19 protein-coding genes are annotated in these 20916 nt (G+C 68.3%); 9 read left to right on the top strand and 10 right to left on the bottom strand.

Annotated features, from left to right (window positions below; translation table 11 throughout):
- Positions 1 to 3 precede the first annotated feature (3 nt).
- Entirely contained in the window at positions 4 to 384 is a 381-nt protein-coding gene (locus ACGFIF_RS01545) for a winged helix-turn-helix transcriptional regulator (RefSeq protein WP_393150220.1), read from the bottom strand.
- Between the two features lie 94 nt (positions 385 to 478).
- Between ACGFIF_RS01545 and ACGFIF_RS01540 the strand changes: the two genes are divergently transcribed.
- Together ACGFIF_RS01540 and ACGFIF_RS01535 are read left to right on the top strand one after the other, a co-directional pair.
- Complete coding sequence (locus tag ACGFIF_RS01540) at positions 479 to 1786, top strand: nuclear transport factor 2 family protein (RefSeq protein WP_393150218.1); 1308 nt, start codon at positions 479 to 481, stop codon at positions 1784 to 1786.
- A 129-nt stretch (positions 1787 to 1915) separates the two neighbouring features.
- The gene (locus ACGFIF_RS01535; protein ID WP_393150216.1) at positions 1916 to 4159 is read left to right on the top strand and encodes a bifunctional SulP family inorganic anion transporter/carbonic anhydrase; all 2244 of its coding nucleotides are present in this window, start codon (positions 1916 to 1918) and stop codon (positions 4157 to 4159) included.
- Here the strand turns inward: ACGFIF_RS01535 and ACGFIF_RS01530 are convergent.
- Positions 4102 to 4917, bottom strand: a complete 816-nt coding sequence (locus tag ACGFIF_RS01530; protein WP_393153607.1) for a phosphatase PAP2 family protein — start codon at positions 4915 to 4917, stop codon at positions 4102 to 4104. The genes ACGFIF_RS01535 and ACGFIF_RS01530 overlap by 58 nt on opposite strands.
- A gap of 236 nt (positions 4918 to 5153) precedes the next feature.
- On the opposite strand from ACGFIF_RS01530, the gene ACGFIF_RS01525 reads away from it, so the two are divergent.
- Positions 5154 to 6344: an MFS transporter gene (locus tag ACGFIF_RS01525; RefSeq protein ID WP_393150214.1), complete on the top strand. Its 1191-nt coding sequence runs from the start codon at positions 5154 to 5156 to the stop codon at positions 6342 to 6344.
- Between the two features lie 3 nt (positions 6345 to 6347).
- Here the strand turns inward: ACGFIF_RS01525 and ACGFIF_RS01520 are convergent, their stop codons facing one another.
- From ACGFIF_RS01520 to ACGFIF_RS01510, 3 genes are read right to left on the bottom strand one after another with little or no spacing between them, the layout of a single operon-like run.
- The gene (locus tag ACGFIF_RS01520; RefSeq protein WP_393150212.1) at positions 6348 to 6761 is read right to left on the bottom strand and encodes an aconitase X swivel domain-containing protein; all 414 of its coding nucleotides are present in this window, start codon (positions 6759 to 6761) and stop codon (positions 6348 to 6350) included.
- Positions 6755 to 8005, bottom strand: coding sequence for an aconitase X (locus tag ACGFIF_RS01515; protein ID WP_393150210.1), 1251 nt, complete (start codon positions 8003 to 8005; stop codon positions 6755 to 6757). The genes ACGFIF_RS01520 and ACGFIF_RS01515 overlap by 7 nt, the downstream gene beginning before the upstream one ends.
- A gap of 52 nt (positions 8006 to 8057) precedes the next feature.
- The gene (locus ACGFIF_RS01510; protein ID WP_393150208.1) at positions 8058 to 10202 is read right to left on the bottom strand and encodes a S41 family peptidase; all 2145 of its coding nucleotides are present in this window, start codon (positions 10200 to 10202) and stop codon (positions 8058 to 8060) included.
- A 163-nt stretch (positions 10203 to 10365) separates the two neighbouring features.
- Here ACGFIF_RS01510 and ACGFIF_RS01505 point away from each other — a divergent pair, with 163 nt between their 5' ends.
- Complete coding sequence (locus ACGFIF_RS01505; RefSeq protein WP_393150206.1) at positions 10366 to 11541, top strand: hypothetical protein; 1176 nt, start codon at positions 10366 to 10368, stop codon at positions 11539 to 11541.
- Between the two features lie 34 nt (positions 11542 to 11575).
- Complete coding sequence (locus ACGFIF_RS01500; protein ID WP_393150204.1) at positions 11576 to 12280, top strand: M50 family metallopeptidase; 705 nt, start codon at positions 11576 to 11578, stop codon at positions 12278 to 12280.
- On the opposite strand, the gene ACGFIF_RS01495 is transcribed toward ACGFIF_RS01500, so the two are convergent.
- Positions 12277 to 13011, bottom strand: coding sequence for a DUF5995 family protein (locus ACGFIF_RS01495; RefSeq protein ID WP_393150202.1), 735 nt, complete (start codon positions 13009 to 13011; stop codon positions 12277 to 12279). The genes ACGFIF_RS01500 and ACGFIF_RS01495 overlap by 4 nt on opposite strands.
- 24 nt (positions 13012 to 13035) lie before the next feature.
- Between ACGFIF_RS01495 and ACGFIF_RS01490 the strand changes: the two genes are divergently transcribed.
- Positions 13036 to 13617: a hypothetical protein gene (locus ACGFIF_RS01490; protein WP_393150200.1), complete on the top strand. Its 582-nt coding sequence runs from the start codon at positions 13036 to 13038 to the stop codon at positions 13615 to 13617.
- On the opposite strand, the gene ACGFIF_RS01485 is transcribed toward ACGFIF_RS01490, so the two are convergent.
- The gene (locus tag ACGFIF_RS01485) at positions 13598 to 14629 is read right to left on the bottom strand and encodes an aldo/keto reductase (RefSeq protein WP_393150198.1); all 1032 of its coding nucleotides are present in this window, start codon (positions 14627 to 14629) and stop codon (positions 13598 to 13600) included. The two genes, ACGFIF_RS01490 and ACGFIF_RS01485, sit on opposite strands and share 20 nt — an antisense overlap.
- A 50-nt stretch (positions 14630 to 14679) precedes the next feature.
- Here ACGFIF_RS01485 and ACGFIF_RS01480 point away from each other — a divergent pair, with 50 nt between their 5' ends.
- The gene (locus ACGFIF_RS01480) at positions 14680 to 15180 is read left to right on the top strand and encodes a DinB family protein (RefSeq protein ID WP_393150196.1); all 501 of its coding nucleotides are present in this window, start codon (positions 14680 to 14682) and stop codon (positions 15178 to 15180) included.
- On the opposite strand, the gene ACGFIF_RS01475 is transcribed toward ACGFIF_RS01480, so the two are convergent.
- From ACGFIF_RS01475 to ACGFIF_RS01465, 3 genes are read right to left on the bottom strand one after another with little or no spacing between them, the layout of a single operon-like run.
- Positions 15173 to 16294, bottom strand: coding sequence for a hypothetical protein (locus ACGFIF_RS01475; protein ID WP_393150194.1), 1122 nt, complete (start codon positions 16292 to 16294; stop codon positions 15173 to 15175). The genes ACGFIF_RS01480 and ACGFIF_RS01475 overlap by 8 nt on opposite strands.
- On the bottom strand, positions 16294 to 17163 hold the full coding sequence (locus ACGFIF_RS01470) for an exodeoxyribonuclease III (protein WP_393150192.1): 870 nt from the start codon (positions 17161 to 17163) through the stop codon (positions 16294 to 16296). Before ACGFIF_RS01470 ends, ACGFIF_RS01475 begins: the two co-directional genes overlap by 1 nt.
- Before the next feature lie 58 nt (positions 17164 to 17221).
- Entirely contained in the window at positions 17222 to 18007 is a 786-nt protein-coding gene (locus ACGFIF_RS01465; RefSeq protein ID WP_393150190.1) for a uracil-DNA glycosylase family protein, read from the bottom strand.
- 109 nt (positions 18008 to 18116) lie between these two features.
- On the opposite strand from ACGFIF_RS01465, the gene ACGFIF_RS01460 reads away from it, so the two are divergent.
- Both ACGFIF_RS01460 and ACGFIF_RS01455 read left to right on the top strand, forming a co-directional pair.
- On the top strand, positions 18117 to 19646 hold the full coding sequence (locus tag ACGFIF_RS01460; protein ID WP_393150188.1) for an amidohydrolase family protein: 1530 nt from the start codon (positions 18117 to 18119) through the stop codon (positions 19644 to 19646).
- A gap of 340 nt (positions 19647 to 19986) precedes the next feature.
- Positions 19987 to 20886: an RNA polymerase sigma factor RpoD/SigA gene (locus ACGFIF_RS01455; protein ID WP_393150186.1), complete on the top strand. Its 900-nt coding sequence runs from the start codon at positions 19987 to 19989 to the stop codon at positions 20884 to 20886.
- Positions 20887 to 20916 lie beyond the last annotated feature (30 nt).

The following is a 20916-nucleotide window of genomic DNA, read 5'->3' as shown; positions in this document are numbered from 1 at the left end:
TCCTCAGGGTTTGGCGTCGTACTCTTCCCGCGCCGCGATGATCTCGTCCATGTGGTCGTAGGCCCAGGTCCGCATGGTCGCGACGGCCGCGGCCAGGCTCAGGCCGAGCGGTGTCAGCGTATAGCTCACGGTGACCGGGACCGTGGGGACGACCTCACGGTGGACAACGCCGTCGCGTTCGAGCTGGCGCAGGGTCTGGGTGAGCATCTTCTGGGTGATGCCCTCGATCCGCGCCTTGAGCTGACCGGACCGCAGCGTGCCGTGTTTCTCGAGCGTGCTGATCACCAGCATCGTCCAGGTGTGGCCGATCCGGCCGAGCACCTGACGCGTCGGGCAGGCGCCTTTCGTGGCGTCCCACCTGCTTCTGACCTGGTCGGTATCCATGAGGTGCCTAGAGCAGTAATAAGTGCTGTCTTCCGCTCGCCACGAGGGGGTTCGTAGCGTCGTTGCCGAGTCTAGGTGAGGGAGCAAGAGGGAAATGAGAGCAATCGTTCCGGTGGACAACGGCAAGGTCGCGGTGGCCGATGTCGACGAGGTCGCCGGGGACCTGATCATCGAGGTGGCCGCGTTCTCGGTCAACCGTGGTGAGACCTTCCAGTTGGAACGGCCCCGCGACGGCTGGCGGCCGGGAAAGGACATCGCCGGTCGAGTCGTCGAGTCGACCGGCGAGGGCCCGCCAGTCGGATCCCGGGTGGTCGCACACCTGCCGCACTCGGGCTGGGCCGAACGGGTGGCCGCGCCGGCCACGCAGGTCGCCGTACTGCCGGACGACATCTCCTTTGCGCAGGCTGCCGCGCTTCCGCTGGCCGGGCTGACCGCACTGCGTTTGTTGCGTACGGCGGGCAGCGTGATCGGACGGCGGATCCTGCTGACCGGCGCATCCGGCGGAGTCGGCCACTACTTCACCGAGCTCGCGGCCGCGGCCGGCGCGTCCGTCACCGCCGTCGTCTCGACCCCCGAACGCGGCGAGCGACTGCTCGACCTCGGCGCCGAGACCCTCGTGTACGACGTCTCGGACGCAAGCGGACCGTTCGACCTGGTGCTCGAATCGGTCGGCGGTTCGAGCCTGCCGATCGCACTGTCGAAGCTCACCGCCGGCGGTCAGCTGATCTGGTTCGGAGAGGCGAGCCGGCGATCCGTCGAGCTGGACTTCTTCAACCTCTTCGACGGGCCGGAGAACACGACCATCCGGCACTTCCACTACACCGACGGCCGTGACGACGAGGATCTGGCCACGCTCGTTCGGCTGGTCGCGGCCGGCCGGCTGCACCCAGAGCTCGGCCGGGTCGAGGACTGGTCGCAGACCGACGTCGTACTTGATGCCCTACGCAACCGTCGCATCCGCGGCAACGCCGTACTGACTCTGCAGGAGGAGACACCACCGATGGACCCGAAGACAGTAGTGACCAAGTACGTCGAGGCCGCGGCGGCCGGGGATCGGCCGACGATGCGGGACAGCTTCGCACCGGACGTCGTGTGGACGTACCCGGGCGATCTCCCGTTGTCCGGCGAATGGAAAGGGCGGGACGCGGTCCTCGACGAGTTCCTCGGCGCCGCGGGCGACCTGTTCGCACCGGGGACGCGGGTGACGATCACGTTGACCAATGTCATCGCCGACGGCGAGCAGGTGTTCGCCGAGTGGACCTCCCGGGCGACGGCGCGAGCCGGTGGTGCCTACGACAACAAATGTGCGGCGGTCTTCACTGTTTCCGGCGAGCGGATCGTCGCGGTCCGCGAGTACACCGACACCGACCACACCCGCCGAGTGCTGTTCCCGCAGGGGTAGATGCCCTGAGCAATCGTCACCTTCCGGCGTTCCCGGGCCTTCGGCAACGAATTGGAATTGTCGCTACTCCGGCCTTGAACGGGCCGCTACGATGGGTAATCAGATCGACACTCTTTGTTTCGACGCCTGATGCCCAGAGCACCGACGCCGGAGGGACCCGTGCCGACCATGTCAACATCCCACTCCCCGCCAGCTACCAGTCCTGCGCCCGAACGCAGTACCTGGCGGTCGATTCTCCACCATGACCTACCGGCCTCGCTGGTGGTCTTCCTGATCGCCATTCCACTCTCCCTGGGGATCGCCGCCGCGTCCGGCGCCCCGCTGATCGCCGGCCTGGTGGCCGCGGTGGTCGGCGGTGTCGTCGCCGGCGCGCTCGGCGGCTCCCCGTTGCAGGTCAGCGGTCCCGCCGCCGGCCTCACCGTTGTCGTCGCCGGCCTCGTCGGCCAGTACGGCTGGGCCGCGACCGCCGGCATCACCTGCGCCGCCGGCCTGTTGCAGATCCTGCTGGGCGTCACCCGGATCGGGCGGCTTGCCCTCTCTCTTTCTCCCGCCGTGGTGCACGGCATGCTCGCGGGGATCGGCGTCACCATCGCCGTCCAGCAGCTGCAGGTGGTGCTCGGCGGGCAGGCGCAGAGCTCCTTGATCGCCAATGTGACCGCACTGCCCGGCCAGCTCGTGGCCCATCACCCCCACTCGGTGCTGGTCGGCGTACTGACCGTTGTCATCCTGCTGACGTGGCCCAGACTGCCCAAAGTAAAGGTGATTCCGGCGCCGTTGGTCGCGGTCGTCGCCGTGACCGCACTGGCCGCTGTCTTCATGGCCGACGTCACCAGGGTCAACCTGCCGGACCAGCCGCTGCAGGAGCTGATCCTGCCGGCGATCCCCGACGGTGCTCCGCTGGAGATCTTTACCGCCGTACTGACCGTGGCGTTGGTCGCGAGTGTGGAGTCACTGCTGTCGGCCGTTGCCGTGGACAAGCTTCATCGCGGCAAGCGAAGCAATCTGGACCGTGAGCTGATCGGCCAGGGCGCCGCGAACGCGGTGTCCGGCGCACTCGGTGGCATGCCGGTGACCGGCGTGATCGTGCGCAGCTCCACCAACGTCGCGGCCGGTGCACGCACCCGCGCCTCGGCGATCATGCACGGCATCTGGATTGCTGCGTTCGTCCTCGCGGCCGGCGCGATGCTCGAACTCATCCCGATGGCCGCGCTGGCCGGCGTACTGCTCGTCACCGGGTTGCGGCTGGTTCAGCTCGCGCACATCCGCACCCTGCGCCGGCACGACGAGTTGCTCGTGTACGTCGTCACTGCGGCCGGTGTCGCCGTGCTCGGACTGGCCGAGGGCGTGCTCATCGGGTTGATACTGGCACTCGCCCGCGTGCTGTATCGGTTGGCCCGGGCAACTGTCACCGCGACCGAGCAGGACGGACTGTGGACCGTGCGGATCCGCGGCACGCTCGTCTTCCTCGGCGTGGCGTCACTGGTCCGGACCCTCCGGACCATCCCGGTCGGCACCCGGGTCCGGGTCGAGCTCGAGGTCGACCACCTCGACCACGCGGCCTACGAGGCAATCGAGGACTGGCGGCGCGGACACATCGCGCGCGGCGGTTCGGTCGAGCTGAGCCGGGCGGCGTTCCGGGCTGCGATGCACACCGATCCGACCCGCCGGCTGCTGCCCTGGCAACGCCACGTGATCCCCGAGCCGGATCAGCGGGTGTCGATGCTGGACGGAATCCGCGAGTTCGAGGCGTCGGCCGATCTGATCCGGCCGATGCTGGCGAGACTCGCGGCCGACGGCCAGCGCCCGGCGCACTTGTTCATCACCTGCGCGGACTCGCGGATCGTGCCGAACATGATCACCACGAGTGGTCCCGGCGACCAGTTCTGCGTCCGCAACATCGGCAACCTGGTCCCGCCGAAGGGGTCGAACAGCAACTCCGTCGACGCCGCGATCGAGTACGCCGTGGAGGTGCTCGGGGTGCGGTCGATCGTGGTCTGCGGTCACTCGCACTGCGGTGCCGCCGCGGCCGCACTGGAGGCGAACATCCCGGCCGGCTCTGGCCTCCAGAACTGGCTGCGTCATCTCGAGCCGTCGATCCGCCGTGCCGTCGGGCTGCCGGACATCGTCGACCCGGCGACCGGCGCGACGCTGTCTCCGGCCGACAAACTGTCGGTCGCGAACGTCGGCGTACAACTCGCGAACCTGCGCAGTTTCGCCTGTGTGCGGACGGCGGAGGACGAAGGACGGCTCGAGCTGATCGGGCTGTGGTTCGACATCGGTGCGGCCGCGGCCCGGCTGGTCCTCGACCGCGAGCCCTACCTGGTCCGCGCCGACGAGGAACTCGCCACCGCGGGCACTCTGTCCAAGCGCTGATCCTCGGCGGGTGCGTCCTTCGGGCGCACCCGCCGGGCGTCGAAGATCAGCAGCAACGGCAGGGCCAGCGCGATCGCGACCAATCCGTCCAGCCAGTAGTGGTTGGCCGTCACGACGACGACGGCGAACGTAAGCACCGGGTGCGCGATCCACAACCAGCGCCAGCGCGAGCGGGTCGCCCGGATCAGGAACACCGCGACCATGAACGACCAGCCGACATGCAGACTCGGCATCGCGGCGAACTGGTTCGCCACGCCGGAGTCCGTGGTCGGGCCGTAGACGGACTGGCCGAGCAGTACGCCGGTGTCGATCCAGCCCTGCATCATCCGCGGCGGCGCCAACGGGAAGAACATGTGCCCGATCAACGCCAGCCCGGTCAGTGACGCGAGCGCCCATCGCGCTTTGCCGTACTCGGCCGGTCGCCGGATCATCAACCACAGCAGGACTGCCGCGGTCAGCGGGAAGTGCACACTCGCGTAGAAGACGTTGGCGGCCTCGGCAAGTCCGGGGACCTCGAGCGCCTGGTGCTGGACGGTCGCCTCGCTCGGCAATCCCAGCCAGGACTCCCAGCCGATGAGCTTGTCGGCGTGTTCGTACGCCGACCCGGCGTGCTCGGCGGACAGGAAGCGGCCGAGGTTGTAGACGCCGAACAGGACCGCCAGCAGTACGACTTCGCGAACGATCCGCCGTACGCCGGTGTGCTTCCTGACTTGTGTCTTCGCTGGACGTGCCGGTTGCTCGATCCGCTCCAGAGTCATCTGCGCCACGCTGACCCCCACCTCAAACCGAACGCTCGTTCTCTGAAATTCCACCCTGCGCCTGCTGGCTGCGCGAAATCAAGAACGGTTGTTCGTTTTGCACTGTGATCCTGACCGCATCGAGCCACCGTTCCAAATTATCGCAACTTGCTTATAGTTGCGAAGAATATGAAGCAACTCACATGGTGGCGGGAAAAGGCGTTGCTCTGAAGACCTGCCTCGTCGAGGGTTCTGGCATGGTGACCGTCTTCATCCGGTGGACGTGGATGCGGGCGGTGCTGCACAACGGGTGGTGGCTGGTCACCAGCGTCTATCTCGTGGTCGACGCCGGCCTCTCCCCCGCCCAGCTCGTGCTGATCGGTTCGGTGCAGAGCGTCTTCGCGTTGCTGTGCGAGGTGCCGGCCGGCGTCTTCGCCGACACGATCAGCCGCAAGTGGTCGCTGGTGATCTCGCAACTCCTGATGGGTACGGCGATGCTGACCACCGGGCTGGTCTCCTCGTTCCCGTTGCTCCTCGCCACCCAAGTCCTCTGGGGCATCTCCTGGACGTTCGCCAGCGGTTCCGACGTCGCCTGGATCACCGACGAACTCGATCAGCCCGACGGCATCACCGCCGTACTCGCTCGTGCTGCTCGTGCGCAGCTCACCGGTGCGGCGACCGGCCTGATCGTGCTCGGTCTGCTCGCCTGGGCGACGCGGCGCGATGTCACGATCGTCGTCGCCGGTCTCGCGATGATGTCGCTCGCGCTCTACATCGCGTTCCGCTTCACCGAGCAACGGTTCGTCCCGGTGCGGACCGCACGCTGGTCGACCTCGTGGACGACCTTCCGCCGGGGTCTCACGCTGGTCCGGCGAAGTCGCGAGATCCTGCTCATCTTCGCCGCGACCTTCCTCGTCAACGGCGCCTCCGACGCGGCCGGGCGGCTGACCCAGAAGCAGCTCCTCGACCTCGGGTGGCCCAGCGAACCCGATCCGGTCATCTGGTTCACCGGTCTCGGCGTCGCCGGTCTGATCGTCGGTGCGCTGACCTTGCGCGTGTTCGGCAAGCGCATCGACGGTGACCACGCCCGCACGGACTACGCCTGGGCGGCCGTCGCGGGCGTGGTCAGCATGCTGATGCTCGCGCTCGCCCGGGATCCGGTCGTCGGTGCGATCGCCGTCGTCCTGGTCGCCGGGATCGTCACGCCGTTGACCCGGGTGATCAGCACGATCTGGGTCAACGCGCGGACGACGGCCGACATCCGGGCGACCACGCACTCGTTCCTCGCGCAGCTCGAGTACCTGGGCGAGATCGTCTGCGGGCTGGGCATCGCGGCGATCGCCCGGCTGACGAACCTCCCGCTGGCGCTCGGCGCGTGTGCGGTGCTGTTCGCGGCGACCGCCGTACTGATGAGGCGTCAGCCGACCAAGGACGAGGCCGCGGTGTAGGTCTTACCAGGTGATCGTGGCGTCGAGCGGATCGGCTTCGACGCGCAGGAGCCGGTCGGTCGGCAGGTCGTCGTACGCGGGCCGATCGACGACGATCACCGGAGTCGCCAGGCCGTAGAGCTCCTGGGCGACGAGAGCGCCAAGGGCAATGATCGTGTCGGGGCGGGCGAGGATGATCGCGGCCGGAGCGGTGTGGGCACGGATCTGCTCGGCGAGCACGCTGGACGCGGAGCTGGAGCCGCGGCCGGACTCCATCACCAGCACGCGACCGGCCAGGATCGCGCCGCACTGCGGGTGATGCGCGTCGACAATCCGACCTTGCTCGTCGGTCCCACCCCAGAAGGACAGCGGCGCGGTCAAGCGGACCGGCTCGCCGGACGCGCTGCCGGGATGAAGGGTGCGCGCGGGGATCACCATGCGTTGAGCACGACCTTTCCGGCGCGGGCGGAGGCCACACACTCCTCCAGCGATCCGAGGACGACGTCGACGCCGATGTTGCCGGGAGCGTAGTGCGCCCACTTGCCGGAGTTCGTCATCACGTTCTTCCAGGCCGGCGACAGGATCGAGGTCACGTACGTGCAGGTGTCCACGACCACCGTGACACCAGCGGCTTCGAGCGTCCGCAATACGCCGGACTCCTCCGCGCGAGCTCGTGTCCCCCGCCCGGTGGACAGGTAGAAGGGCACCTGGACCGGCGGTCCGTCCTGGAGAAGATCGGCCAACAGTCGGCATTCGTCGTACGACGCATGCGGCGTCCCGACACTCACCGCGTCGAGCCCACCCGAGGTGATTGTCGACAATCGACGCCGAGTGACGCGCATCGTCTCGAGGTCGACGTCGTACCGCGGCAGGTGGTCAAGTGAACCGGTCGGCGCCTCCGGGGTGACACCGACAACGTGGAAGAGCGCGACTCCCCCGGCCGACGCGGCCGCGGCACCGAACGCCTTCAGCTTGTCCTCGCTCACGTCCGCGGGAATCCCTACCAGCACAGGGATTTCGCTCCCCACCAACGATCCGACGTGATGCCCGAGCAGCGGATACGCCAGGTCCGACCGCAGGAACTCATCACCGAGCGAACGGCAGTCGAACACCACAGTCCCGCGCCGCGCCTCGGTCGTCTGCAGTCCGGAGTACGGCGCCCGTCCGGTGATCGCCGCGCAGATGTCGAGGAAGTCGCCGTACCGATCCGTCCTGGCACCGAGGACCGAGTTGGCGAACACGATCGCGTTCGACTCCGCCCAGGCGACATGCTCGCCGAGACCGGGACGGTTCGGGAGTTGGTACGGCGCGCACGTCCACGTCGGCGTGCAGCCGAGGTCGACGTACGCGGACATCAACTCGCGGCCGCGCAGCGCGATCTCGCGTTCGGCCTCGGTGCCGGTGCGGACCAGGCCGGGATGCAGGAGGTCCATCGAGCCGACGTTCAGGGTGGTCGGGACGCGGACCTTCGCGCCGAGCTCGACCAGCTTGTGGGCGAAGTCGAGGCTGACCTTGCCGTGGTACAGGCACGAGTCGACATGGGCCGAGGTGATCTCGACCAGCCGCGGTGCGCTGTCGATCCGGGCCAGGCTGACGATCACTCGCATCGCGAGTGCGACACCGTCGCCGTCCTGACCGCCGAGCATGCGTTCTTCCTCGGCGGTCAGGCGCAGATTGTCCACAATCCGAAAGTTACATCCTCAGCTGATCGACGATCTCCGGACGGCTCGATATTCAGACGGTGTGGCGGCGCGAGGCCACCAGGGCACCCGCCTTGTACCCGTCGGCCCTGAGCAACTGACCCGGCGTGACCTCCAGGATGTCGATGCTGAGCGGCGCGCCGGTGAGGTCCTCGGAGCTGATCGGCCGGCCGTCCAGGTACAGGTCGACCCGGTCGATCCCTTCCACGTTCAGCGTGACCGTGAGCGTCGTACCGCTGAAGGACGTCGTCACGCCGAGGCGCCGGACCGGCATCGCCGCCAGCAGCGAACCGGCCTTGGCCAGCAGGTCGACGTTGCCTTCGAGCAGGTCGGCCTGCGTCATCTTGTGGGTCTCGTGCGGCCGGATGCCGAGGTCTTCCACCGGGGTGCCGGACAGTTGACCGACCCGCAGGGTGCGGCGGATCGAGACCCGCAGGTTGGCGCCGTTCGGCAACGCTACGTACGGCGAGGTCGGATCCGGTGGCGGTGGTTCGTTCAGCAACGCGGCGAGCAAGCCGTGCGTCCACACGTTCGCACCGCCCGCGCCGGTGTTGTCGTCGACGCCGAGGATGGTGCCGATCTCGTGATCGGCGAACCCGGCGGCGAAGATGTCGGTCGCCGAGTACACCCGGGCGTCGGTGATCAGCACCACCGGGCCGTGGTACGTCTGACCGATGTCGTTCGCGCCGTCCTCGGGTGTGATCGGCTTCGCGGCCGAGTACGCCGCACCGGTCTCGGTCGCCAGGTCGAGCGAGTCGAACCACGGGCCGAGGTCGATCCCGGCCGGATTGTCCTTGTGCCGACGGCAGATCCTCAGGTTGAGCGGCGTACTGATGAACTGCACCGGCTCCGGCGAGATGTACCGCGGGGTCAGCGTCTGCAGGGTGAACTCGCTGGCGTAGATGTGGCCGCCGCCGTTGTCCCGAACGTCGACAATCAGACCACGCTGCGGCAGCAGGCCGGCCAGCCGGACGAACTCGTCCCGGAACGCGACCGGGTTCTGCACGCTGAAGGTGAAGATCCGCAGATGCCCGAAGGTCCCGGACGGTGTGACCACCTCGCGAGCCCGGAACACACCGGGCATCGTGGTCGGCAGATCCTCACCGCCGACCGCGGCCGGCGTCGCCAACTCGGCCGAACTCTGGCCGTCTTCCAACTCGACCACGTCGCGCACGTACAGAGCCTTCTTCGCCCGGGCCTTCTCGTCCGAGTCCAGGTCCAGGCCCATCGATGCGGACGTCTCGCTGAGCGCATCCAGGTCCGTCATCGGTGGAAGGTTGGTGGTCACCTTCCACTGCTCGCGCAGTTCCTGGGTCGAGCCGTCGAGACCGATGTAGGTGAGGTTCACCCAGTCCTCGTCCGGCGGCGACTGGATCACCAGCGGTCGCAGGGTGAGCGACTCCAGACCGCGCGCGAGGTTGGCCGCGTCGTTGCTGCCGGCGAACCGCGCGCCGTTCAGGGCGACGGCGCGGGCGATCGGCGTACCGTTCCAGTGCGTCACCTCGGCACCGGCACCGAACTGCGGAGCCGAGAAGCCGGTGACGGTGCGGGTGATCAGGTAGTGCTCCTGGCCGGCCGCGTCGTAGCACTTCTCGATCATGAACGGCAGGTAGGCGATCTTGCCGGCGAACGGGACCGGCAGCAGGTAGTTGGTGTGCAGGTCGCGGACCGAGTGGAAGATGCTCGACATCTGCCGGTGGAACATCCACTCGGGTTCCATCGTCTCGGCGTTGTGGCGCTCCATCCGCGCCCGCATCACCCGCAACCGCTGCAGCGGGTTGACCGCGTGCATCGCGGCCTTCAGCGGCAGGTGCACGTAGTTCTGGTCGAGGATCAGCAACGCCTGGTCGACGAGCAGCTTCCGCTGCTGGAGTGTCAGCGTGCCGGCCGAGGCGAGGAACTGCGGCAGCGGTACGGCGGCCGCACCCTCGACGTCGGCGGCCCGGGTCGCACGGGTCCTGGTCGCGCGGGTCCCAGTGGTCCGGGTCCCGGTGGTGCTCGCGAGGGTCTGCTTGGCCGCCCTCTTGGTGGCGGTAGTCCGCTTGGCCGCCGCCTTCTTGGCGGTGCTCGTCTTCTTGGCGGTGCTCGTCTTCTTGGCGGTGCTGCTCTTCTTGGCTGCACTGGTCTTCTTGGCGGTGCTGGTCTTCTTCGCCGTCGTCTTCTGGGCAGTGGACTTCATGGTGCGTGGCTGTGACATCTCTCCCCCAACTCGGCAGCCCCTCCCCGGGCCACGATCCCTCCACCGTCGTCCGCGCACTGCACGATGTCAACGCCCACAGGTCTCGCATTTCGCGCGCACCGAACCCTCGCATTTCGCGCGCTGGTGAATGACTATCGAGGACATGCGGATCAGTCGTTTGTTGTTCACCGCCGCCCTGCTGATCGGCGTCTGTCCCCTGCCGTCCGCCGAGGCCGCGGCCACGTTTCCACGCATCGACGCGACCGGCTTCCAGCTGGTCTCCGGTGACACCTTCAGCACGTACGCCGCTCGCGTCGCGCAACTGGAGACGAAACCTCAACTCGCACCGGTCGGGGTCACCGAAGTCCTGGCCGCGTCCAACCGGACCGGCCGGAATCTGTGTCATCCGACGTACCTGACCGCCTCGCTCGATCCGCAGGGATTCTGCTGGCAGGACGGTGAGGACGACGACGCGAATGTCTGGATCCCCCAAGGCTTCAGCGGTTCCGGCGACGCACAGCCGGCCGGCGGCGCCCGACGCGTCGTGGTCGCGAGCTGGCACAACAGCGGTGACACCGCGATCCGCGTGTCGTTCCTCGACCTGGCGACGTACAAGTATCGGCACGTCCTGCTGGTCGAACCGACCGCGGACGGCGACTTCGAGGCGATCGCGGGGCACGGGCACGGGCTGTTCTGGTCCGGGAACATGCTGGTGGTGGCGACCAGCGGGTCGGTGCCGCGCGTGTTCGACCTACGGCACCTCTGGTGGACCGACACCAGTACCGGCGAGGTCGGATTAGGTGCCGACGGCAAGTATCACGCGCTCTGGCACGCCTTCGCGCTGCCACAGCTCGGGGCCTATTGGTATGCCGGCGGCGGCTGCGCCTCGTCGACCGGGGTGAAGCCCTGTTTCGCCAGTCTCGGCATCGATCATGCCGGGGACGGTTCGTTCGTCGCGGTCGAGCACACCGTCCGCGGCGGTGGCCGGATCGTGCGCTGGCCGCTGAACGAGTCCACCGGGCTGCCACGAGCCGGTACGGATGGTGTCGTCCGCGCGATCGAGGCGTTCAACTCGCCGGTGTGGGGTATGCAGGGCGCGGTGTCGTACGACAACAACTTCGTCATCGCCGGGGTCTGTCCGGAGTACGCCGACAACATCGGTGACGGAGTCGATTACCCGAGTTGCCTGCACCGCGGCACCGGTGGCGTGTCCACATCGGTCTGGACCAAAGCCCCGAAGAACACCGAGAACCTGTCCTACTGGCCGGCCACCGGCGAACTCTGGCTGATGAACGAGCAACTGAGGGAGCGCGTGACCGTCCACATCCCCTTCCCCTGAGAGCGGTTGACCACCCTCCTGTCAGGATGGGGCGGTGAACGAGGTCTGGGACAGCTTGACATCGGTGCAGCCGGAGCCGTCGCTCAGGGTGGTGATCGGCACCGGGATCGCCGCGCTGCTGCTGATCGCGTGGCGGCCCATCTGGCGGCACACGCGGCAGGTGGTGACGATCGCGCACGAGGGCGCGCACGGTCTGATCGCCGCGCTCGTCGGGCGGAAGCTGGCCGGGATCCGGCTGCACTCCGACACCTCCGGGGTCACGGTGTCGCGTGGTCATCCGACCGGCCCGGGCATGATCGCCGTACTGCTGGCCGGGTATCCAGGACCGGCGCTGTTCGGGTTGGCTGCCGCGTTCGTGCTCAGCCGTGGGTACGCCGTTGCGCTGCTCTGGGGACTGTTGCTCGCCTTGGTGATCCTGCTGCTGCAGATCCGCAATCTCTACGGTCTGTGGTCGGTCCTCGTCTTCGGCGCGGTCGTCTTCGCGGTGTCCTGGTGGGGATCGCCCGACGTGCAGTCCGCGTTCGCACATCTCCTGACGTGGTTCCTGCTGCTGGCCGCGCCACGCGCCGTACTCGAGTTGCAGCACTCGCGCCGGGGTGGTGGCGGTCGCAGTTCCGACGCCGATCAGCTTCGGCGACTGACCGGCGTACCCGCGTTGATGTGGGTCGGAGTCTTCGGCCTGGTGACGCTCGCGTGCTTGGCGCTCGGCGTCGTGTGGTCGGGGGCCCTACCGGGCTAGGCCGGTGGAGGGAGCGTCACGCCGAAGCCGGTGATGGCGAGGCGGAGCAGCACCTGGCCGGGGCGGAGGAGGTCCGCGATCTTGGCAGCGCTGAGGAGTTCCAGCTCGGCGAGACGGGTCGCGTACGCCGTTGGGCCGTCGAGTCGGGCGCGTTGCAGCTCGGCCGTGTTGTGCCAGACCTTCTGACGGGATTCGCGGAGGAACCGCTGCGAGGAGAGTCGGTTGAGCGGCGTGAGGACGCGGTCGACCAGGCTCCTGGCGCCACCGAGTGCGTTGTCCTCTGCACCGACCCGTTCCGCGAGGACGCCGTCGATTCGTTCGTGATCGCGGCGGCGCCGGTCCATCAGGCCGGCATCCGTGAAGTCCTCGTCGCTGATCACGGCAAGCAACGCCTGCGGTAGGTCGTAGTTGACGTGCGCGTTGATCCCGAGCAGAACGTGCCGCAGCGGCGGCAAGTCCGCCGGCGCGTCGAACGCCAGCCGCCAAGGCCGAGCGGTGCTTCGGCCGGCCAAATCTGCGTCGTGCGCGTCCAGGTAGAGCTCGGCGAACTTCACGTCCCAGTCCTCGACCCACTCCGGATCCTCGAAGCACGCCCGCTCGATCGCCGTCCCGACCGCCTGGGTCGTGCGAAGGTAGGTGCCCAGGAAGATCCGCCGATGCTCGAACTCCGTCGGCAGCTCATCCAGCCGCTGCCGCATCAGGGCAACGACGCCGGCAATTCCATCGTTCATCGGATCTCCTCAGGGGGAGGGATCATGGGGACCACTGGACCACGATCGTTCGACCCGGTTGTCGTCGGCAACCGCGAGACCGACGCCTGGGCCGCGTACTACCTGCACGACTGGCGTCGCTTCCTCGTCGCCTCCGTCGGGCTGGTCGCCGCCGCGTTCGGCATGTCATGGCGCAGGACCCTGCTCGGAGCCTGGTACGTGCTGCGCGCCAACCAGGTGTGGGCACCGTACCCCGACAACGAGCCGGACGCGGCGCGCACGTACATGCGCCGGTTCTACGAGCTCGTCATCCAGGAAGGCGGGCTCGCGCTCGACCCCGCGCAGGCGGCCTGGCTCGAGGTCGAATGGTGGCGCATCCACCGCGATGGCCCCGCGGAGCAACTCGAGGACGCGCTCATCGACCTCTACGCCTACGCGTACGGCGCTGAGCGGGACGCGATCCGCCCGGCTGCGCGCAAGCGGGTGGAGGCGATGGACCTGTCCGACCGTTGGGTCAAGGGAGGGTGCCAGCGCGACGACCCCCTGCTCGCCGGAGAGCGGCAGGCGCTGGTGGCGTCGTACGCCGCTCTCCGGAAGGCAGTCGAGGTCAGGCCCGGCCACCCGTGATCGGGCGGGCTCGCTGGGTCGTGCCGGGGCCGCCGTACGGGTAGTCCGCGGCACCTGGATCGCTGGCCTCGTCGAGCTTCGCCGTCTCGTCCTCGGTGAGGTGGAGGTCGGCGGCGGCGAGGTTGTCGTCGAGCTGCTCGAGGGTGCGCGCACCGAGGATGACCGAGGTGATCGCCGGCCGATCGACCAGCCACGCGAGCGCAACCTGTGCCATCGAGATACCCCGGGCCTCGGCGATCTCGCGGACCGCGTCGACCACGTCGCGGACGCGCTGGTTGCGGCTGCGCCGGTGCCAGGACTCGACGCCGCGGTCCGGGTTCTCACCCAGGCGGGTCGCGCCGGTCGGCTCCTCGTCGAACGAGTACTTCCCGGTCAGCCAGCCACCTCCGAGCGGTGACCACGGCAGCAGACCGAGCCCGTTGTCCTGCGCGGCCGGGACGATCTCCCACTCGATCTCACGCACCAGCAGGTTGTACTGCGGTTGCAGCGTGACGAGGCGTGACCACCCGCGCCGGTCGATCAGGTCGCACGCCTTCTGCAGCTGCCACCCGGTGAAGTTGGACAGACCGGTGTACGAGATCTTCCCTGCGCGTACGGCGTCCTCGAGGAAGCCGAGCGTCTCGTCGAGCGGTGTGACCGGGTCCCACGCGTGCAGCTGGTAGAGGTCGATGTGGTCGACGCCGAGGCGGCTGAGCGACGCGTCGAGGGCGCGGCGCAGGTGCCGGCGGGAGGTGCCGACGTCGTTGGGTGAGTCGCCGGTCGGGAACCGGCCCTTGGTGGCGAGGACGACGTCGTCGCGGGCGGAGCTCTTCGCCAGCCAGCGGCCGATGATGTCCTCCGAGACTCCGGCGGTGTAGACGTCCGCGGTGTCGATGAAGTTGCCGCCGACCTCGACGTACCGGTCCAGCTGCGCGTGTGAGCCGGCCTCGTCGGTCTCGTTGCCGAACGTCATGGTGCCCAGCGCGTAGGTGGAGACGACGGCGCCGCTCGCGCCCAGAGTGCGATATTCCACGGTTGCTCCCTTTCTCAGAACTGTCCCAACCGCAGACTACGGTGGCGGTCATGAAGACGAGTGAACTGCTGATCGACGCACACAGCCGGATCCAGGAGATCGTGCACGACGTCGTGGCGGGTCTCGACGACAAGTCGCTCGCGACCCGGCCGGGTGAGACGGCCAACTCGATCGCGTGGCTGGTCTGGCACCTGACCCGGGTCCAGGACGACCACCTGGCCGACGCCGGTGGGTACGAGCAGGTCCACACCGCGGACGGCTGGCACGCACGGCTCGGACTCCCGCTGGAGCCGGCCGACACCGGGTATGCGCACTCCTCGGAGCAGGTAGCCCTGGTCCAGCTCTCGGCCGAGCAACTACTCGGCTACTACGACGCCGTGCACGCGCGCACGGTCGAGTTCCTGAAGACGGTCACCGACGAGGGTCTGGACCGGATCGTCGACCGCCGGTGGAACCCGCCGGTCACGCTCGGCGTCCGGCTGGTCAGCGTGATCAACGACTGCGACCAGCACGCGGGCCAGGCGGCGTACGTGAAGGGTCTGCTCAGTTGAGCTTGGTCTCCCAGAGGAAGGTGCCGGCGATCAGGTAGATCTTGCCGGAGTCGGTGAGCGCGGCGTCGGTGACGGGCCCTTCCGGGCCGCCGGTCGACTCCCGGACGCTCCAGCTGCCGTCGTGGCCGCTGATCACCTTGACCTTGTTGTCCTGGGCAACGATCTGGACGAACTTGTCACCGACGACCATCGGCCGTGGCAGCTTGTCCTTGTCCCCGACAGCGATGTCCGGCAGGCCGGCCATCCGTTTGGCGGGGCCGCTCCGCTGGACGTACCACAGGGCCAACTTGTTGTCGACGTGCCCGGACACCAGGCAGCCTGACGGATCACAGGATGCCGTCATCGCTTGACTGCGGTTGCCCGGATCAGGCAGCGCGATCGCATGCCACCCCTGGTTGAGCTTGGCCGATCGCCAGAGCGCGGCCTCCTGGGCGACCACGTTCGGCGCGAGCCGGACCTGCGATCCGACGAGCACGATGCTGTCGCCCAGCGTCGTACCGAAGCTCGGCCCCACCAGCAGCGACGGCGTACTCTGCAGCGCCGTCTTCGCCGGGTTCTGCCGGACCCATTTGGCGTCGCTCTCCGGCAGCCAGACGGCGGCGTCGTTCCCGGTTTCCACGCCGCCCCACGAGCCGAGCAACGCGCGGCCGCCCGGCGTGATGACCGCACTGTAGAGGACACCGGCGGTCTGGCCGCCGAATGTGTTGAACTCCTGTGGATGCTCGACCAGACCGGTCTGGACCGAACCTGTCCACACCGTCCAGCGCACGTTCGAGTGGGCGCCACCGGCCGCTCCCCCGAGGGCGAGCAGCTGCTTGCCGTCGTACGCGATCGAGTACCAGATCGCTTCGAAGGCATACGGGCTCGCGGGGTTCGGCTTGACCGCGATCGGCGTGCGCTGGTCGCCGTCGAGCAGGACGAGCTCGGGGACGACCTTGGCGCCGCGGTGACGCAGGCCGACCAGAACCTGATCGCCGTGTTCTGTGAGTACGACGGGCTCCGCGCCGACGTCGACCTTCGTCCAGTTGACGGGCGGCGTCGACGACCTGCCATCGCTGCAGGCGGCAAGGATCGCCATCGCGCCGGCCAGGGCGGCGACCGCCAGACGACGCATCAACGGTTCTGCGGGAGTTTGGTGGTGGTCTTGCGACCCTTCCGTGGTGCGGACGGCGGCGGTACGACCGGGCCGATGTCGCCGTCCGGAGCAACGTCGAGGTCGAGCATGACCGGTGCGTGGTCGCTCGGGCCGGTTCCCTTGCGGGCCTGGCGATCGATCCACGCCGCCTTGACCCGCTCGGCAACCGGTTCGGTCGCGAGCATCAGGTCGATGCGCATGCCGAGATCCTGGTGGAACATGCCGGCGCGGTAGTCCCAGTAGCTGAAGATGCGGTTGTCGGGCCAGCGGTCGCGGACGACGTCGTGCAGACCCTTGGCCGACATCAGATCGGCCAGCGCCTGCCGCTCCGGCGCGGTCACATGCGTCTGACCGACGTACGCCGCCGGGTCGAACACGTCGGCGTCGGTCGGGGCGATGTTCATGTCACCGCAGACGATCTGGTCGGCCGGTCCGGCGGCGATGACCTCACGCAGCGCCGCGAGCCAGGCGAGCTTGTACTGGTAGTGATCGGAGTCGGGGACGCGACCGTTCGGCACGTAGAGCGAGTGGATGCGGATGCCGCCACAGGTCGCCGCGACCGCACGAGCCTCGGGATTCGGGAAGCCGGGCGCTTCGGCCACGCCGGTCACCACGTCCTCCAGCCCGACCTTCGACAGCAGAGCGACTCCGTTCCACTGCACCTCGCCGTACAGAGCTGTCTCGTAGCCGCGGGCGGACAGCTCTGCACCGAGCAAGTCGGTGAATGCGTCGTCCGCGAGCTTCGTCTCCTGCAGGCACACCACGTCCGGCTGCCGCTCGTCCAACCACCCCAGCAACCGCGGGAGGCGCTGCTTGACCGAGTTCACATTCCACGTCGCTACTCGCACCCGACCACGGTAGACCCCAGCACGGACCATTTCATGTGCTTATGGGCTCACCGCCTGCTTATGGGCTCACCGCCTGCTTCGGTGCTCGCCAGATGAGGGTGTTGCGGAGGTCCTCCGGCGGGCGCTCCACGCTGTTGTTGTGCTTCGGCTTGTCCTTGCGGCCCCAGGCGTCGTCCCCCAGCCACGGCGGTACGCCGAACGGCAGGTCGCGCGCCGGGACGGGGGCGTAGTCGGACTCGAGGAACTTCGGACCGTAGTTCGGCACCGAGGGATCACCGTCGGCGTCCGGCGTGACGATCGTCCGCAGCTCCGTGACCGCCTCGCGCCAACTGTCCACCAATGCCGTTGGATTCCTGCTCGACGGATGCGGCACCTCGAAGACCGGCACGTCCGGCTTGCTCTCCCACAACCTGAGCGCCGATCGTGCCTGGGTCCCGAACGCGACGATCGCCTGCAACTGCGGACCGGTGATCATCTCCAGCAAGGTGTTGCGCCAGGCCAGGTGATCGGGTTGCGACAACAGCGGCGCCGCCTGCTGAGCCCGCGACGGCAACAACGCGTACGCGTAGGCGTTGACGAGTGCGTAGCTGCGGGTCAGACCGACTTTGGTCAGGAACCCCTGCACGCGCTGCCCGGCGTCCCCCACCAGCGTCCGGGCGGCGATCCGCTCGGTCGGCCCGGGATCGGACGCGATCGCCAGCAGCCGGGCGGAGCGGTTCAGCCTGCCGCGGTAGAACACCGGGCCCCAGTCGTGCCAGAACAATTCGCGGTACTCCGCATAACTGGGCACTTGCGCGAAGTGTCGCGCCACCGCGGCCGGCGGACCCGGATCGAAATCGGCCATCGCGAATACCTCCCCCTCATCGATTCGTGACCTACGCTCGTGAACAGGGCGGCACGGGGATTGTAAAACGGGAGGGGCCATGTTTGTACTGCGCGGAACCGTCGTGACGATGCGATCTGACGGAGAGGTGCTCGATCAGGGCGCGGTGTACGTCGGCGACGACGGACTGATCGCGGCGGTCACCCCTACCGACGCCATACCGAGCGGTTTCGAGAACGCGCCGCACATCGTTGCGGGTGGCCTCATCTATCCCGGCCTGATCGACCTGCACAACCACTTGATGTACAACAGCCTGCCGCTGTGGACCGAACCGTCGCGCACAGAGCCGTGGACCTCCCACAATCAGTGGGGTCGCGCACCGACGTACAGCGCGCAGATCAGCCAGCCCGCCCGACTGCTCGGCGCCGCGGCCGGCCGCGCCCTGCTGCGGTACGTCGAGACGCGCGCCATCGTCGGCGGTACGACGTCGATCCAGGGCAACCCGCGGGGCGCCGTACCACCGGACAACGACCTGATCCGCAACATCGACTCGGAGAAGCTCGGCACCCGCGACGACTTCATCCGGGTCAGCACCCTCGTTGCCGACAGCAAAGAAGCGCTCGAGCCGTACGCCGCCGCCGTCAAGCTGGGCCGTGGATTCATCGCGCACTCGGCCGAGGGGTCGGATCCCAAGCTGCGCAAGGAGTTCCAGCTGCTCGACGAGGTCGGCGTGGTGACACCGCAGCTGGTCGCCATTCATGGCGGTGCCTTGACCGCGGCCGATTTCGCCCGGATGAAGGCTGGTGACTCGAGCCTGGTCTGGTCGCCGTTCTCCAACTACTGGCTGTACGGCGCGACCGCTGATGTGGCCGCGGCGAAAGCGGCCGGAGTGCGACTGTGCATCGGCTCGGACTGGGCACCCTCGGGCACCCGCAACGTCCTGTGGGAGTTGAAGGTCGCGGACCTCTGGAACAAAGCACAACCTGCGCCGGTCTTCACCGACGAGGAACTGGTGCGGCTGGCAACTGCCAATCCCGGCGAGGCCTTGTCCGGCGTCTGGCCGCATCCGCTCGGCCGACTCGAACGCGGCGCGCTGGCCGACCTGATCGTCGTACGACGAGATCACGCCGACGTCCATCGCAACCTGATCGCGGCGACGGAACCCGACATCCGCCTGGTCGTGATCGGCGGGCGAGCCCGCTACGGCCTCCGCTCGTTGATGAAGCCCCTGGCCCCGGGCGCGACCGCCATCTCGGTCGGCCGCCTGTCCCGCTCGATCGACTACGGCGACCCTTCGGTCACCTGGAAGTCAGTTCTCACCGAGCTCGAACAGATCCGCCAGGACCCCTCCGCGGCCGCCACCCGGGCCGCCGACACGTTCGCCGCGCTGGCCGCCGCCGACGAAGCAGCCTTCAACGCTCTCGTCACCGCCGACGGCCGCGCGGATCTCGTCGGCAGCGACACCTTCGTCCTCCTCCCCGACATGCCGGCCCCGGAACTCGACACCGAACTGCGCCGCCGAGGCCCCGCCGGCGCCACTCCCCCCGCCGTCACCATCCCCCCGTTCGAACCCCTCACCACCGACCACACCTGGTTCGACACCGTAGACGCCAACCCCTTCCACAACGGCTTGCTGTCCGCCCTCCGCACCTACGCCTGAACCCGTACAGCTGCGCCAGACTGCCCTCACCCCGCCACCCACCCATCCGCCATCCGCGCCGCCCCACCCGGACCGGGTATGCCCACCCCGCCGCCGGCCCAAAGCTGCCCCGGCCCGCCACAACCTCTCGCCCGACTCGGTCCCGCCCCCACGCCGCCGTACCGAGCCTCATCCACCCCACTCACCCCGCAGCCGGCGAACCCTACACCCAACCCAGCCGGCAAACCCGTTATCCACAAGGGCAGATCCGATGACCTCGGGTAGTTATCCACCGACAGAAAGTCAGTCCGCCCCGGGCCACCCGTTCACGGCACTCTCTTAGAAGAAGAGAGGGGAACGGATGGCCGAGCTCGACTGTGAACCCGCCGACGTGACCGCGCTGGTCGCCTACCTGCGCGACATCGGGCATCACGAACTACTAACCCTGGAGGAGGTCAACGAACACTCGTACTGGATCGAAGCCGGACTCCTGGCCGCCGAGCAACTGGCTGCCCAGCAACTAGCCGGCGAGCCAGGCAGTCACGACCCCACCGACCTGCAGCAGGTGGCAGCCCTAGGGAAGCAGTCGCGACGCCGCATGATCGAGGGCAACCTCCGCCTCGTCGTGTCCCTCGCCAAGCGCTACACCGGCAAAGGCATCTCCCTCCTCGACCTGATCCAAGAGGGCAACATCGGGCTGATGCGCGCCGTCGAACGCTTCGACCACCGCCTCGGCAACCGCTTCTCGACGTACGCGATCTGGTGGATCCGCCAATCAATCGGCCGAGCCATCTCGGACCGCTCCCGCCTCGTCCGGATGCCGGCCCAGGCGTACACCGACGCCTGCCGCCTGGCAGCCATCCGCCACGACCTCACCCAACGCCTAGGCCGTGAACCCACCGTCCCGGAGCTCGCCAAGTCAGCCGGCCTCACCATCGCCCGAGTCGAACGCGCCCAAGCCTGGCGCATCCACCCCGAAACCCTCGACGTGGACGACGCGGAACCACTCATCGACGACGACGCCGTCGTACTCCGCGCCGCCCTCCGCCGAGACATAGCCCACCACCTCCAGTTCCTCGACGACCTCCACGTCCAAGTCATCCACCACCGCTACGGCCTCAACGGTCTGACTCCCTCCACCCCGGAGGAAACCGCCGCCACCCTCAACCTCACCCCCGACCAGGTCCGCACCCTGGAACGAGAAGCCCTCCGCCACCTCCGCCGCCGAGCCACCCACCACCTCCGCGACTACGCCGCCTAACCCCCACCGGCACCCCGCCCGACCGCCCTT

This window comes from Kribbella sp. NPDC049174 (assembly GCF_043197365.1).
Lineage (GTDB): Bacteria > Actinomycetota > Actinomycetes > Propionibacteriales > Kribbellaceae > Kribbella.
The sequence above is the reverse complement of the archived record's forward strand: the minus strand, read 5'-3'. Positions and strand labels throughout refer to the sequence as shown.